14 protein-coding genes are annotated in these 13,877 nt (G+C 70.0%); 3 read left to right on the forward strand and 11 right to left on the reverse strand.

Annotation, left to right across the window (positions count from 1 at the left end; translation table 11 throughout):
- Window positions 1-3 precede the first annotated feature (3 nt).
- On the reverse strand, window positions 4-2,241 hold the full coding sequence (locus ACIRPH_RS16655) for a carbon starvation CstA family protein (RefSeq protein ID WP_402915060.1): 2,238 nt from the start codon (window positions 2,239-2,241) through the stop codon (window positions 4-6).
- A 224-nt stretch (window positions 2,242-2,465) separates the two neighbouring features.
- Here ACIRPH_RS16655 and ACIRPH_RS16660 point away from each other — a divergent pair, with 224 nt between their 5' ends.
- Window positions 2,466-3,203, forward strand: coding sequence for a spermidine synthase (locus ACIRPH_RS16660; protein ID WP_402915063.1), 738 nt, complete (start codon window positions 2,466-2,468; stop codon window positions 3,201-3,203).
- 51 nt (window positions 3,204-3,254) lie between these two features.
- Here ACIRPH_RS16660 and ACIRPH_RS16665 read toward each other — a convergent pair whose 3' ends face one another.
- The 7 genes from ACIRPH_RS16665 to trxA form a co-directional block, all read right to left on the reverse strand.
- A complete protein-coding gene (locus ACIRPH_RS16665; protein WP_402915065.1) occupies window positions 3,255-3,470 on the reverse strand; it encodes an EF-hand domain-containing protein in 216 nt (71 codons plus the stop codon).
- 134 nt (window positions 3,471-3,604) lie between these two features.
- The gene (gene pstA / locus ACIRPH_RS16670; RefSeq protein ID WP_402915067.1) at window positions 3,605-4,516 is read right to left on the reverse strand and encodes a phosphate ABC transporter permease PstA; all 912 of its coding nucleotides are present in this window, start codon (window positions 4,514-4,516) and stop codon (window positions 3,605-3,607) included.
- Window positions 4,513-5,520, reverse strand: a complete 1,008-nt coding sequence (pstC, locus tag ACIRPH_RS16675) for a phosphate ABC transporter permease subunit PstC (RefSeq protein WP_402915069.1) — start codon at window positions 5,518-5,520, stop codon at window positions 4,513-4,515. Before pstC ends, pstA begins: the two co-directional genes overlap by 4 nt.
- Window positions 5,521-5,634: 114 nt before the next feature.
- Window positions 5,635-6,816 carry a phosphate ABC transporter substrate-binding protein PstS gene (gene pstS / locus ACIRPH_RS16680; protein WP_402915071.1) on the reverse strand — a complete coding sequence of 394 codons (1,182 nt, stop codon included), beginning with the start codon at window positions 6,814-6,816 and terminating at the stop codon, window positions 5,635-5,637.
- Between the two features lie 391 nt (window positions 6,817-7,207).
- Complete coding sequence (locus ACIRPH_RS16685) at window positions 7,208-8,005, reverse strand: response regulator transcription factor (protein WP_402915074.1); 798 nt, start codon at window positions 8,003-8,005, stop codon at window positions 7,208-7,210.
- 341 nt (window positions 8,006-8,346) lie between these two features.
- Complete coding sequence (gene pstB / locus ACIRPH_RS16690) at window positions 8,347-9,231, reverse strand: phosphate ABC transporter ATP-binding protein PstB (protein WP_402915077.1); 885 nt, start codon at window positions 9,229-9,231, stop codon at window positions 8,347-8,349.
- Window positions 9,232-9,516: 285 nt separating this feature from the next.
- The gene (gene trxA / locus ACIRPH_RS16695) at window positions 9,517-9,891 is read right to left on the reverse strand and encodes a thioredoxin (protein WP_267947578.1); all 375 of its coding nucleotides are present in this window, start codon (window positions 9,889-9,891) and stop codon (window positions 9,517-9,519) included.
- A gap of 282 nt (window positions 9,892-10,173) precedes the next feature.
- Here trxA and ACIRPH_RS16700 point away from each other — a divergent pair, with 282 nt between their 5' ends.
- Window positions 10,174-10,530 (forward strand): YidH family protein, encoded by a 357-nt coding sequence (locus tag ACIRPH_RS16700; RefSeq protein ID WP_402915081.1) that lies wholly within the window; start codon window positions 10,174-10,176, stop codon window positions 10,528-10,530.
- Window positions 10,527-10,901, forward strand: a complete 375-nt coding sequence (locus ACIRPH_RS16705) for a DUF202 domain-containing protein (RefSeq protein ID WP_402915083.1) — start codon at window positions 10,527-10,529, stop codon at window positions 10,899-10,901. The genes ACIRPH_RS16700 and ACIRPH_RS16705 overlap by 4 nt, the downstream gene beginning before the upstream one ends.
- A gap of 206 nt (window positions 10,902-11,107) precedes the next feature.
- Here ACIRPH_RS16705 and ACIRPH_RS16710 read toward each other — a convergent pair whose 3' ends face one another.
- The 3 genes from ACIRPH_RS16710 to ACIRPH_RS16720 form a co-directional block, all read right to left on the reverse strand.
- On the reverse strand, window positions 11,108-12,091 hold the full coding sequence (locus tag ACIRPH_RS16710) for an NAD-dependent epimerase/dehydratase family protein (protein ID WP_402915086.1): 984 nt from the start codon (window positions 12,089-12,091) through the stop codon (window positions 11,108-11,110).
- Between the two features lie 103 nt (window positions 12,092-12,194).
- A complete protein-coding gene (locus ACIRPH_RS16715; protein WP_267947582.1) occupies window positions 12,195-12,908 on the reverse strand; it encodes a PIG-L deacetylase family protein in 714 nt (237 codons plus the stop codon).
- Window positions 12,909-13,021: 113 nt separating this feature from the next.
- The gene (locus ACIRPH_RS16720; RefSeq protein WP_402915994.1) at window positions 13,022-13,729 is read right to left on the reverse strand and encodes a WbqC family protein; all 708 of its coding nucleotides are present in this window, start codon (window positions 13,727-13,729) and stop codon (window positions 13,022-13,024) included.
- Window positions 13,730-13,877: the final 148 nt, after the last annotated feature.

Raw genomic sequence — 13,877 nt, forward strand, 5'->3', positions numbered from 1 at the left:
GCCCTACTCCTTCTTCGCTTCCGGGGACCCGCCCCCGGCGTCCCCGTCCGTCCCCTCGGCGCCCACGGCGGCGAGCCGCTCGGAGAACTCCTTCTCCTCCCTGGTGGGGATGAGGCCCGACGGCGCCCAGATCTTCGACTCCTCGTAGGGGGCCTCGGTGAGGGGCAGCGTACCGTCGGGGGCCCGCAGCGCCTTGATCCACACCCGGACCGAGTCGACCAGGATGATGACGATCAGCAGCGCGAACAGGGCCGACAGGACGCCGTCCACGGTCGTGTTCACCACGACCTGGCGCATCGCCTCCTCCCCCTGGATGGCGCCGACGCTCGTCTCCCCGTTGGCGAGGGCGTCGGAGAACTGCTGACGCTGGGCGAAGAAGCCGATCTTCGGGTCGGCCGAGAACACCTTCTGGTAGCTGGCGGTCAGCGTGACCACCGCGTCCCACGCCAGCGGAACCAGCGTCACCCACGCGTACTTGGCGCGGCCCGACTTGATCAGCAGCGTCGTGCACACCGCCAGGGCGACCGCCGCCAGCAGCTGGTTGGCGATGCCGAACAGCGGGAACAGCTGGTTGATGCCGCCGAGCGGGTCGTTGACGCCCGCCCACAGGAAGTAGCCCCACGCGGCCACGATCACCGCGCTGCAGAACCACGCCCCGGGCTTCCAGCTCGGGTCGCGCATGGGCTTGTACACGTTGCCCAGGGTGTCCTGGAGCATGAAGCGGCCCACCCGGGTGCCGGCGTCCACGGTGGTGAGGATGAACAGCGCCTCGAACATGACCGCGAAGTGGTACCAGAACGCCATCATGGCGTCCCCGCCGAACACCTCCGAGAAGATGTACGCGGCGCCGAGGGCGAACGTCGGCGCACCGCCGGTGCGCGCGAGGATCGAGTCCTCCTCGATCAGGTCCGCCGTGTGCTGGAGCGTCGCGGCGTCGATGGTGAAGCCGAGCTGGCTCACCACCTGCGCGGCGCTCTCCACGCTGTCGCCCAGGGCGGTCGCGGGCATGTTCATCGAGAAGTACACGCCCGGGTCGATGATGCAGGCCGCGATCAGGGCCATGATCGCCACGAAGGACTCGGTCAGCATCGAGCCGTAGCCGATCATCCTGACCTGGCCCTCCTTCTCGATGAGCTTCGGGGTGGTCCCCGACGAGATGAGGGCGTGGAAGCCGGAGAGGGCGCCGCAGGCGATGGTGATGAACACGAACGGGAACAGCGAACCGGCGAACACCGGGCCCTGGCCGTTGAACGCGAACTCGGTGAACTGCGGGAGCTGGAGCTTCGGCATCGCGACGAGGATCGACACCGCGAGCAGCACGACCACGCCGACCTTCATGAAGGTCGACAGGTAGTCGCGCGGGGCCAGCAGCAGCCACACCGGCAGGACCGAGGCGACGAAGCCGTAGACGATCAGGCCGAAGGTCAGCTCGTTCGGCGTGAACAGGAAGACCTCGCGCAGCACCGCGTGCTCGGCCACCCAGCCGCCGCCGACGATGGAGAGCAGGAGCAGCACCACGCCGATGGCGGAGGTCTCCATGACCTTGCCCGGCCGCAGATAGCGGAGGTAGACCCCCATGAACAGGGCGATCGGGATCGTCATGATCAAGGAGAACGAGCCCCACGGGGATTCCGCGAGCGCGTTGACCACGACCATGGCGAGCACGGCGAGCAGGATGACCATGATCGCCATGACGGCGACCAGCGCGGCGATGCCGCCGACCGGGCCGATCTCCTCGCGGGCCATCTGGCCGAGCGAGCGGCCGTTGCGCCGGGTGGAGAAGAACAGCACCACCATGTCCTGCACGGCGCCGGCGAAGATGACGCCGAGGATGATCCAGATCGTGCCCGGCAGGTAGCCCATCTGGGCGGCCAGGACGGGACCGACCAGGGGGCCGGCGCCCGCGATGGCCGCGAAGTGGTGGCCGAACAGGACCCGGCGGTCGGTCGGGTGGAAGTCCGCCCCGTTGTTGAGGCGCTCCGCGGGGGTGGCCCGGGTGTCGTCGGTCATCAGCACCTTGTACTGGATGAACCGCGCGTAGAACCGGTACCCGATCGCGTAGGACGAGAGCGCGGCGAAGATCAGCCAGGCGGCCGAGATCTCCTCGCCCCGGTTGATCGCGATGACACCCCACGCGAGTGCTCCCACGAGGGCGACGGCGATCCAGAGGGCGATGCTCCGGGGTGTCCATTTCGGCTTGGGCGGCTGCGCCGCCCGCCTACTGATCGGAACAGAGGACATCCGATCATTCTCCTCTTCTGACTGGCAACCACCAGGGAGGATCCGGTGGTCTGGTAGCGACCATCGTGCCCAGGGGAGGCGTTGTAACCGGCGTCACAAAGACACCGATTGGATCACGGATTCAACACCGGGGGAACTTTCCCGTCACACGTGTTTCCGGGCGCCCGGGCCTTCACCGGTGCGGAGGAGTACGGCGGCGGGGGCGGCACGGGCACAATGTGGAGATGAACCAGCGAATCCCGGACACCGCCCCCTCCACGGACTTCTCCGCACTGGAAGACGGTGCCGTCACCCTCGCGAGGGTGACCGGCGAGACCGGGGGCGACCTCGTGCTCCGCCGCGTGGGGGCCCACTACGAGATCTACAGCAACGGGGTGTTCCTCATGGACACCCGCGACGGCACCTCCGAGAGGGAGATGGTGCGCGCCGGCCTGGCGGCCCTCCCTGACGGTCGCTCCCGTGCCCGCGTCCTCATCGGGGGGCTGGGCGTGGGCTTCTCTGCGAGGGAGGCCCTGGAGAACCCCAAGGTGGCGCTCGTGGACGTCGTCGAACTCGAACCCCAGGTGATCGCCTGGCACGACGGCGAACTGGGGGAGGCCGCCGAGTACGTCCACCGGGACCCGCGGTGCCGCGTGCACAACGCCGACATCGTGGCGTGGCTGGCGGCGGCGTCGGCGAAGGAGAAGCCCCCGCGCTACGACGTGATCTGCCTGGACACCGACAACGGGCCCGACTGGACGGTGGTCGAGAACAACAACCGCCTCTACGAGGCGGCGGGCCTGGAGCAGCTCGCCCGCCTGATGGCGCCCGGCGGGGTCCTGGCCTTCTGGAGCGCCAACGAGGTGGAGAGCTTCGAGGTCCTGCTGCGGGGGCACTTCGCGGAGGTCGAGGTCATGGAGGTGACGGTCTCGCACAGCGTGCCGGACGTGGTCTACCTGGTCAGCGGGCCCAAGGCCCCGTGACCGGTCCGCCGGGGCCGGCGCGGCCCGCGCCGGCCCCGGCGGCGAGGGGGCTCAGGCCTTGTTCCGCGCCATGTAGCGGGCGAACTCCTCCAGGGAGATGCGGGAGTCGCCGTCGCCGTCCATGGAGCGGACCACCTCGGCGGCCTGCTCCTCGGTGCACTCGTCGCCGAGGTTGTGCATGAGGGACGCCAGCTCCTGGGCGGAGATGCGCCCGTCGCCGTCGGTGTCGACGAGGGCGAACGTGGCCGCGTACTCGGTGGTGGGCATCGGTGGCTCCAGGGGTCGGGGTGTGTTCGGCGAAAGGCTACCGGGGGCCCGGCGCTCCGGGGAAGCGCCGGACGCCCCGGACACGGGAAGGGGCCGCGCACACCGGCGCGGCCCCTGGATCCCTGTCCCCCGGCCTACCGGGAGCCCACGGACGCCCGCGAGCCGATCCACCGCGCGACGATGGTGAACAGCACGACCAGGACGAACAGGCACAGCGCCGCGCCCCAGGCGCGGTCGACGCCGGCCTCGAACGGCTGGGCGGCGCCCCGGTACAGCTGCATCGGCACGGCGCCCTGCGGCGAGCCCTGCACGGCCGTCACGATCAGGCCCGAACCGAAGGCCGTCAGCAGCAGCGGAGCCGTCTCACCGATGCCGCGGGCGATCGCCAGCATCGAGCCGGTGGTCAGGCCGGGCGCGGCGGCGGGCAGCACCGTGTGCACGATGGTCTGCCACTTGCGCGCGCCGAGGCCGTAGCTGGCGTTGCGGAGCTCGTTGGGCACCAGGCGGAGCATCTCCTCCGCCGAGCGCGTCACGATCGGCAGCATCATCACCGCGATCGCCACGGCGCCCACGAACGTGCCGAAGCCCATCCCGCCCCAGCCGATCACCAGCAGGCCGTACACGAAGAGGCCGACGAAGATCGAGGGGATGCCCGTCATCACGTCGGTGAAGAAGCGGATCGAGGAGGTCAGCCTGTTCGGGCCGTACTCCACGATGTACACCGCCGTCGCGATGCCGAACGGGATCGACATCAGGACCGCCAGCGCCATGATGTACAGCGTGCCGACGAAACCGGCCGCGTAGCCGCCGCCCTCGCGGCGGGGCGGGGGCTCGGTCTGGGTGAAGAAGTCCAGGTTGACCACGCCGATGCCGCGCCGGGTGACCTCGAAGATGATGAGGACCAGCGGGATCATGGCGAGGACCATCGCGGCGGTCAGGACCACCGTCGCGGAGCGGTTCTTGAACCTGCGGAACCCGGAGCCGGGGGGGCGCTGGCTCAGCGGGGCGGGCCGTGCGGCCGGAGGGGTGGTGGTCGTGGTGCTCATACGGCGGCGTCTCCCGTGAACTGTCCCAGGCGCCACACGATGACGCGGGCCAGGATGTTGACGATCATCGTGACGAGGAACAGGGCGACGCCGATCGCCATCAGCCCGGTCCTGGTCTCCGGCGAGGACTCGCCGAAGGTCGCGGCGATGTGCGACGCCATGCTGCTGCCGGTGCCGAACAGGCTCGCGCCCCATCCCTGGGACCCGCCGATCAGCATCAGCACGGCGATGGTCTCGCCCAGGGCGCGGCCCAGGCCCAGCATCGCGGCGGCCACGATGCCCGAGAAGCTGGCGGGCAGGACCACCTTGGTGATGACCTCCCACCGGGTCGACCCCAGCGCGTAGGCCGCCATCTGCTGCTCCAGCGGCTGGACGGCGACGACCTCGCGGATGATGGCGGTCATGATCGGCAGGATCATGATGGCGAGGACGATGCCGGCGGGCAGGTAGCCGACGCCGCGCACCGGGCCCTCGAAGAGGAAGAACCAGCCCATCGTGCCTTCGAGCCATTCGAAGAACGGCCGCATGACGTTGGGCAGGAACCAGTGCAGGCCCCACAGGCCGAAGATGACGCTGGGCACCGCGGCGAGCAGCTCGACCGTGTAGGAGAGCGGCTTGGCGATGCGGCGCGGCGCCAGGTGGGTGAGGTAGACGGCGACCATGATCGACAGCGGCAGCGCGATGGCGATCGCGATCACCGACGTGATCAGGGTGCCGTAGATGAACGGCCAGGCGCCGTAGGTGCCGGTGATCTCCGTGCGGGAGCCGCCGGCCGTCCACTCCTCCCCGATGAGGAAGCCGAAGAACCCCTCCTTCGCGAAGACGGGCCAGGCCTCGGTCGTGGTCCGGATGACCATCAGCGCCAGGATGACCAGCACGATGGTGCCGCAGGCCGCGACGACCCACTTGAAGATCGGGTCTGCCAGGCGCCCCTTGCCGGACGTGAGCGTCCCCCGCCGGGGGTCCTCGGGGGCCTGCGGGGCCTCGGGGGCCTCGGTGGACATGTGCTTCTCCTCTGTGGCTTTCGTGGGAGTGGAGAGCGGCCCGCCCCGGCGCCTCGGGACGGAGGGGATGAGGGGCGGGGCCGGGGTAACGGGTACCCCGGCCCCGCCGGAGGGTTACTCCGTCGCTTCGGCGTCCTCTTCGGCGCCGGCGTCGGCGTTCTCGTCAGCGCCGGCGTCGGCCTCCTCCTCGGCGCCGGCGTCGCCGCCGCCGTTCTCGGAGTTGGTCTTCTCCAGCTCGGTGATGACGCGCTCGGTCAGCTCCTCGTTGAGCGGGGCGTAGCCCAGCTCGCCGGCCAGGTCCTGGGCGCCCTGGTCGGTCAGGGCCCAGGTCCAGAAGTCGATGATCGCGTCGGCGTTGGCCTGGTCGTAGCCGCAGGTGTAGGTGAAGATCCAGTTGGATCCGGCGATCGGGTAGCCCTCGCCGCCGATGTTGTCGATCGAGAACTGGAAGTTGTCCGGGATCTCGGCCTCGCCGGTGGCGGCGATCGTCGACTCCAGGGTCGGCTCGATCGGGGTGCCGTCCTCGTTGACGATGTGGGCGACGGCCAGGTCGGCCTCCTGGGCGAAGGACTGGTTCACGTAGCCCAGGCCGCCCGGGTTCTGGGTGATGCCCTGCGCGACGCCGTCGTTCTGCTGGCCGCCGACCAGGCCGTCGGCCCAGTCCAGCTCCTTGCCCTCGCCGTACTCGTCCGCCCACGACTCGACCTCGGTGGTCAGGTAGTGCGAGAACACGTAGGTGGTGCCGGAGCTGTCGGAGCGGTGGACCGGGATGATCTCGTCGCCCGGCAGGTCCATGTCCGGGTTGAGCTCGGCGATCGCCGGGTCGTCGAACGTGGTGATCTCGGTGGAGTAGATCCCCGCGAGGGTCTCCGCGTCCAGGACGAGGCCGTCCAGGTCGGGGTTGCTCAGGGCGATGACGACCGCGCCGAACACGACGGGGAACTGCACGGCCTCACAGCCGCGGGCCTCGGCGGCGGCCGCGAGGTCCTCCTCGCCCAGGAACTCCTCGGAGGAGCCGAAGTCGACGGTCTGCTCCAGGAACTGCTCGACGCCCGCACCGGAGCCGACGCTCTGGTAGTTGACGCTGACCCCGGGCTGGACGCCGTTGGAGTACTCGTAGATCCAGTCCTGGAACAGGGGGTCGGGGAAGCTGGCACCGGCGCCGGTCAGCTGCGCGCTGAGATCGCCGCCACCACCGTCTGCACCGTCGCCTGCCGCGTCGCCGCCGCCACCGCACGCCGTGGCGAGCAGGGGGATGGCCGCCAGGACGGCGAGCTTGGAACGCCCGTTGCGCATGTCGTAGTTCTCCTCGTTGAATCACCGCTGTCGGGGCTGACGTGAAACGACAGTAAGCGCGCAGAAAGTCGCGCTGACATCGAAATGGAGGCCGGTTGGTAGAAGGAGGGTGAATGCGGAGTGAATGGGGGTAACCATTTAATAACGGCGGGGTGTTTCCGTGGTTGTCGGGTTCTGTCATGTACCCGAGACTCACGGTGATGACCTGCGGGTATGCCGACTCTTGCGCGGGTTCCGCCGTGGCCGACCGGCAAGGAAGGTGACGTGTCCGGTTGCCCCCGGGTTCACCTTCGCGTGTGTCGATCGGCGAAGTGACGCCTACATGAACAATGGGTCGCTCCGGCGCCTGCTGGAGGACCCTGGTTGTTCTTCGGTAACTTTTTGTCTTTGGTCAGCCACCATTCGCGGTATCGAGTCGGTAGCCGATTCCGCGCACCGTGTGGATGAACCGGGGCTGGGCCTCGGAGTCGCCCAGCTTGTGTCTCAGGCGGCGGATGTGCACGGCGATCGTGTTGTTCACCGGAGGCAGGGGCTTGTGCCACACCTCGGCCCACAGCTCCTCGCGGCTGACCACCCGCCCGTTGTTGCGCAGCAGGAAGTCCATGATCCCGAACTCGCGCAGGGCCAGGTTGACCGGGTTGCCGTCCACGAACAGCCGGTGTCCCAGGGCGTCGAGCTCCAGAGCCCCCGAGCGGAGCGCGGACGGAGACGCCCCGCTGTCCGGCCCGCCCCCGTCCGCGCCGGGGAGCGAACCGCGCAGCAGGGCCGCCAGCTCGGGGATCCGGTAGGGGCGGCTCACGCACGCCGTCGCACCGGCCGCCAGCGCCCTCATCGCCCGCTGGGAGTCACCCGGCCCCACCCCGATGAGTATCGGGATCTCGGTCGCCCGGCGGGTGACCCGCACCAGCGTCTCCAGGTCCACCTCGGGCGGGGTCGCGCTGGTCACCAGCGTGTCCGGACGCATCATCCCCACCCGCAGCAGTGCCTCCGCACCGTCCACGCACACCGTGATGTCCACGTCGTGGCCGCTCAGCGACAGCACCAGCTGGTGGGACTGCTCCGACTCCGGTTCGACCAGCAGGACCCGGAGCGGGCCCTCCCACCGGTCCGGGCGCTCGACCGGGTCCGCCTCGCCCAGGGCACCCGGGGTGGGGGAGGGGACGGACGCGGAGGGCGTGAGCGCGGGCATGGGGGTCCACTTCGTCGAAGGTGCGGGAGAGGGGCGGCCCCGTCGCGGCCGGTCCGGCCGTCCCGTCGCCGGCCGCCCGGGCGGACCGCGATCGCCGGCCGTCCCCGGCGCGGACGGCCGGGGCCGTCAGCCGGAGCGGCCCGCCGTCGCTGGCCGCGCCATTGGGGGGGCCGGGGCCGATCAGCCGAAGCGACCCACCATCGCTGGTCGGGTGGCCAAGGGTGATCAGCCGAAGCGACCCACCATCGCTGGTCGCGCCGTTGGGGGCCGGGGCCGGGGCCGATCAGCCGAAGCGGCCCACCATCGCTGGTCGCGCCGTTGGGGGCCGGGGCCGGGGCCGATCAGCCGAAGCGACCAGCGATATAGTCCTCGGTCCTCTGGTCGGACGGCTTGCTGAAGATCGTGGTGGTCTCGTCGTACTCGACGAGGCTGCCGTAGCGGTCGCCCGCGTCGTCCACCCCCGCGGTGAAGAACGCGGTCCGGTCGGACACGCGCGCGGCCTGCTGCATGTTGTGGGTCACGATGACGATGGTGTACTCACTGGCCAGCTGGTACATCAGGTCCTCGATCTTGAGGGTCGCGATGGGGTCGAGCGCGGAGCACGGCTCGTCCATCAGGATCACCTCGGGGTTCACCGCGATCGTGCGCGCGATGCACAGGCGCTGCTGCTGGCCGCCGGAGAGGGCGAACGCGCTCTCCTTGAGCTTGTCCTTGACCTCGTCCCACAGAGCGGCCTTGGTCAGCGTCTCCTCGACCAGGTCGTCCATGTTGCCGCGGGCGCCGTTGATGCGCGGACCGTAGGCCACGTTGTCGTAGATCGACTTCGGGAACGGGTTGGGCTTCTGGAAGACCATGCCGATCCGGCGGCGCACCTCGATCGGGTCGACCTCCGAGGCGTACAGGTCCTCGCCGTGGTAGGTCACCCGCCCCTCGATGCGGGCGCCGGGGATGAGGTCGTTCATCCGGTTGAGGGTCCGCAGGACGGTGCTCTTGCCGCAGCCGGACGGGCCGATCATCGCGGTGATCTGGCGCGGTCCGACCTTGAGGTTCACGTCGCGCACGGCCTTGTTGGACCCGTAGTGGATCGAGAGGCCGGAGACGTCGAAGACGGGGTCTCCGAGACCGGGGACCTCGCGGTTGTAACGGACGGTGTCGGGTGCGACGCCGCGACCGGACTCGGTGCCGCGATCGGTGCCGCGAGGGGACGCGGTGTTGCTGACAGACATGGGTCCACTTCCGGGTCGGACGGTGCTTGCGCGGTCATGGGGGGCAGAACCGGCGGAGCGCGGTCGAATACCATGCAAATCCGTCCACATGAAGGCCGAGTGAACGATCCTCGTGGCGAAGGTGAACGTGGGCGGTGAACTCGGAGGCGTTCCGAACGCGGAACGTTGCCCTCCCGTCACCGAAGGAGGGCGTGCGCGTGGCGGTCCCGTGCCCGGGCACGCGAACGCCCGGCCCTCCCGCCGTCGCGGGAGGGCCGGGCGCGGGGTCTTCCCGGTGCCGCCCGGTTACTCCGGGGCGTCGCCGCCCTGCTCGGTGATCTTCTGGCGCACCTCGTCCATGTCCAGCTCCTTGGCCTGGGTGATCAGGCTCTCCAACGCCTCGGAGGGCAGAGCGCCGGGCTCGTTGTAGATGACGGTGCGCTCGCGCACGATCATCAGCGTCGGGATGGACTGGATCTTGAACTCGAAAGCCAGCTCGCGCTGCGCCTCGGTGTCCACCTTGGCGTGCACGATGTCGGTGTGGGTGTCCGCGGACTTCTCGAAGACCGGGGCGAACTGCCGGCAGGGACCGCACCAGTCCGCCCAGAAGTCGATGAGGACGAAGTCGTTGTCCTTCAGCGTCTCCGCGAAGTTGTCCTTGGTGAGCTCGACCGTGGGCACGTGGTCTCCTGATCTCTTCGTTGGTTGGTGTCGACCGTCGGCCAACCGCCATCTCTCAGTCCTACAGCGGTCGTGCCCACTCGTTTGTTCCGCATGCGTCGCCGGGGCCACGGACCCGTGTCCATGACAAGAGGTTTCCGACACAACACGTGTTGCATACCTGTTTGGGAGGAAAGGAGCTCGGCGGCTAGGGTCGGTCGGAGAGGCGCGGATCCCTCGCGGGGAGCCGTGTCCTGACGGGGACGGAGCGCGCTGAGCGCCAGGTGGACGGGGGTGGCCGTCATGGACGATGCGGCGCCCGGGGGCGGCGCCCGGGAGCGGGACGTCGACTACCGGTTCACCCTCGCGAACGAGCGCACCTTCCTCGCCTGGGTCAGGACGTCCCTGGCCCTCCTCGCCGGAGCCGTCGCGGTGCTGCACCTGCTTCCCCTGGGATGGGCGGAGTGGCCCCGCACCGCGGTCGGCCTGCTGCTCGCGGCGCTCGCCGGGGTCATCACGGTCTACGCGCCGCTGCGCTGGTACCGCGTGCAGAGGATCATGAGCCGTGGCGGGACCCTGCGGCTGAGCCTGCTCCCCCTGGTCACCGCGTTCGCGGTGGGACTGGTGTGCGCCCTCGTCCTGCTGGGCAACCTCCTGTGAACGCGCCCGTCGACCGCGACGACCCCGGGCTGCAGCCCGAACGCACCCTGTTGTCGTGGCAGCGGACGCTCATCCTTCTCGCCGTGGTGGGCCTGCTGTTCATGCGCGGCTCGCTCACGAACGAGGTCGACAGCGTCCTCCAGGCGTCCCCGCCGGTGCGCGTGGCCACGGCGGCCGCGCTGCTGCTCATGTGCGCCGTGCTCGGCCTCCACCTGTGGTGGCGCTGGCGCCGGACCGGCTACGGCACCCGGGACCCGGGGACGGGCGGGCCCCCGCTGTCCGTCGCCAGGCCGTGGGCGATGGCGCTCCTGTGCTCGTCGGTGCTCGCACTGAGCGCGGTCCTGGTGCTGACGGTGCTGGCGGGCTCCTGAGGGGCCTGTCCCGGCGTCCTGTCCCTATGCCCTGGTCGGGCTGGTCGGCGGGGGTCCGGCGCCGTCACTCCTGATCCCTCCGCGGGCGCGCTGCGCGCCGGGGGTCCGCCGGAGCGGGCGGCCACCCCTCCCGGGCGCGGTGTCCGGGGTCCTGCGTCGGAGCCGGCTGGGGCGGGGAGGCGCCCCGTGCCGGGTCGGCCGGGTTCCTACGCGGGGGCGGGCACGGGCGGCGCCGTGCTCCGGTGCTCCACGATCGACCGGATGATGTCGTTGAGGTCGCGCTCGGGCCGGTAGCCGACCAGGCGTCCGGCCAGGGAGGTGTCGGGGTAGCGGCGCTGCATGTCCTCGTAGCCCTCCCCGTACGCCTCCTCGTAGTCGATGTAGGTGATCGGGCTCGCGGAACCGGTGAGCTCGACGACCCGGTCGGCCAGCCCCTTGATCGAGATCTCCTCGTGGCCCCCCAGGTTGACGGCCTGGTTGTAGGCCTCGGGGGTCTCCATCAGTCTCAGGAGGCCCGGCACCACGTCGAACACCGAGCCGAAGCAGCGGCGCTGCGTCCCGGTGCCGTACACGGTGATCGGCTCCCCGGCCATCGCCTGGTCGACGAAGCGGGGGACGACCATGCCGTAGCGGCCGGTCTGGCGGGGGCCGACCACGTTGAAGAAGCGGGCGATGACGCACGGGACGCCGGACTCGGTCCCGTGCACGTAGGCGATCAGCTCGTCCAGCCCCTTGGCCGCGGCGTAGGACCACCGGCTCTTGGTCGCGGAGCCGTAGATCCGGTCGTCGTTCTCCTTGAGCCCGTCGGCGTCGTTCTTGCCGTAGACCTCGCTGGTGGACGCGATCATGTACGGCACGCGGTGCGCGACGGCCGCCTCCACCACGTTCTCCGTCCCGTGCAGGTTGATCCGCAGGGAGCGCAGCGGGTTGTCGACGATGTTGTAGACGCCGACGGCCGCGGCGAAGTGGAACACGGTGTCCGCCTCCGCGACCAGCGCGTCGACCAGCTCCCTGTCCAGGACGTCCCCGCGCACGAAGCGGAACCCGGGCGAGCCCTCCACCCGGGAGAGGTTCGCGGCGGAACCGGTCGACAGGTCGTCCAGGACCGTCACCCGGTGTCCCTGCGCGACCAGGTGGTCGCACAGGTGAGAGCCGATGAACCCGGCCCCTCCGGTCACTACAGCCTTCATGGTTTCCCCTCCACTACGAGCGGTGTGCGTTGAGGTGCTTCCAGCGTTGCGCGAGCGGGGCGCGTGTCGGAGAAGTGCGTGGACCGGGCCGGGGCCCGGTCGGTCAGGCCAGGCAGCGGAGCACGTGGAACCCCTCCCCGAGCGCGACCCCGGCCTGCATGCCGCGGAGCACGGCGAGGCTGCGCAGGGTCGGTTCGGAGCGCGTGTGCGGGTGCCTGTGGCTCTGCGAGCCGTACAGCTCCATGGCGTGGAGCTTGTCCGCCAGCTGGGACTCGTCGAGTTCGACGACGAGGTTCGGCGGCGCCACCGGCTCCGACCGCCACTGGTCGGCGGCCTCCTCGTAGGCCAGCACCAGGCGCGGGTGGTGGCGCAGGGCGGTGTCGGAGGGGCGCAGGGCGGTGTGCACGGCCTCGGCGGTGGCCTGGTGGTCCTGGTTGTAGCTGGTGCGGTGCGGCGCGAGCACCACGGTCGGCCGGAGCCGTTCGACCGACAGGGGGCTCTCCCGCTCGATCAGCCGGGTGAGGTCCACCCGGGCGACCGTGTCGAGCCGCAGGTGGTGGGCGTCGCCGGGGAGGGCCATGTGCCAGTCGTCCCAGCGGAAGTGGTCCGAGACCTTCTTGATCTCCGCGTAGCGCTCCTCGGCGGTGGAGAAGCCCTTCGGCGACTGGTCGGCGGTGTCCCCGACCGTGAGGAACTGGACGAACACCTCGGCTCCGGCGCTCTTGGCCTTGCTCATGAGGCCGCCGCAACCGAGCGTCTCGTCGTCCGGGTGGGGGGCGTAGACCAGGATCCGCTCCTGGGACCAGTCCGTCGTCATGCCGGTGTGCCGTCCTTTGCCGAGGTGGGGGCGATCGTGGTTGTCCCGAACCCGTGGAGCGGTCCCGTGCCCGCGGTCGCGGGAGCGGCGCCGACCCGCGTGCCGACACGCGGTCAGCTCCGGGTCCGTGCCCGCCGGAGCACGTGGAGGGCGTCCGGACCGGCGTTGAGGAGGAGGTCGATCGCCGACAGGCGCGGCACGAAGCCGGCTCCGGCGGGAAGGTGCTGCGGGTACACCGGATGCCGGAAGTCCTGCCATTCGACGCCGATCCCGTAGCGGCGCAGGGCCCCGGTGTCCAGGTAGTCCCTGGCGCCGTCCCCCGAGAGCATGATGTCCGCGCCGGTCTTGGCGCAGATCTGGGCGAGCAGCTCGCTCTTGCGCCCCGGGAAGTCCCCGATCTCGCTGGCGAGCAGCACCGGGGTGTCGATCCCGAAGCAGCGCATCAGCATGCGGGTCGTCTCCGTGGCGAGCTCCGCGAGGCCGTCCCACTCCGTTTCGTACAGTTGGGCGATCTCGTCGCGGTATTCGCGCCAGTACGGCGCTCTGCGGTAACAGTGTTCCGAGAGTGCCTTGTAGTGCTTGATCCGCCATTGGCGCCCGTTGTCAATGCGCTTGTCCAGTATGCGATCATCGCGGTTGCCCTGGTTGACCGGCACGGTGAGCAGGACGGGCTTGTCACGTCCCGCGACGTAGTTTCGGTTCTGCCAACCACGTCGTTCAAACTGAACCGTGTCCAGGACGACGAAAAGGTCGGAACGGTCGATCTTGTCGAGGAGGCCCAGCCAGGGAAGGTAGTGCGGCTGGTGGAGGGACACGCGCATGACCGGGTCGGATGCCTCGGTGTTATTGCTGTTGGCAGTGTTGTTCCTGGGCCTGCTGTCCTGCTTGCCGCGGGTCGGATCAGGCGAGGGGGAGGGTAAGCCGCCGATCACGCCGAGCGTTCTCCTTCTCTCCGAGGGCACCTTTGGT

Origin of the sequence: Nocardiopsis sp. NPDC101807 (assembly GCF_044766605.1) — a bacterium.
Taxonomy (GTDB): domain Bacteria; phylum Actinomycetota; class Actinomycetes; order Streptosporangiales; family Streptosporangiaceae; genus Nocardiopsis; species Nocardiopsis tropica.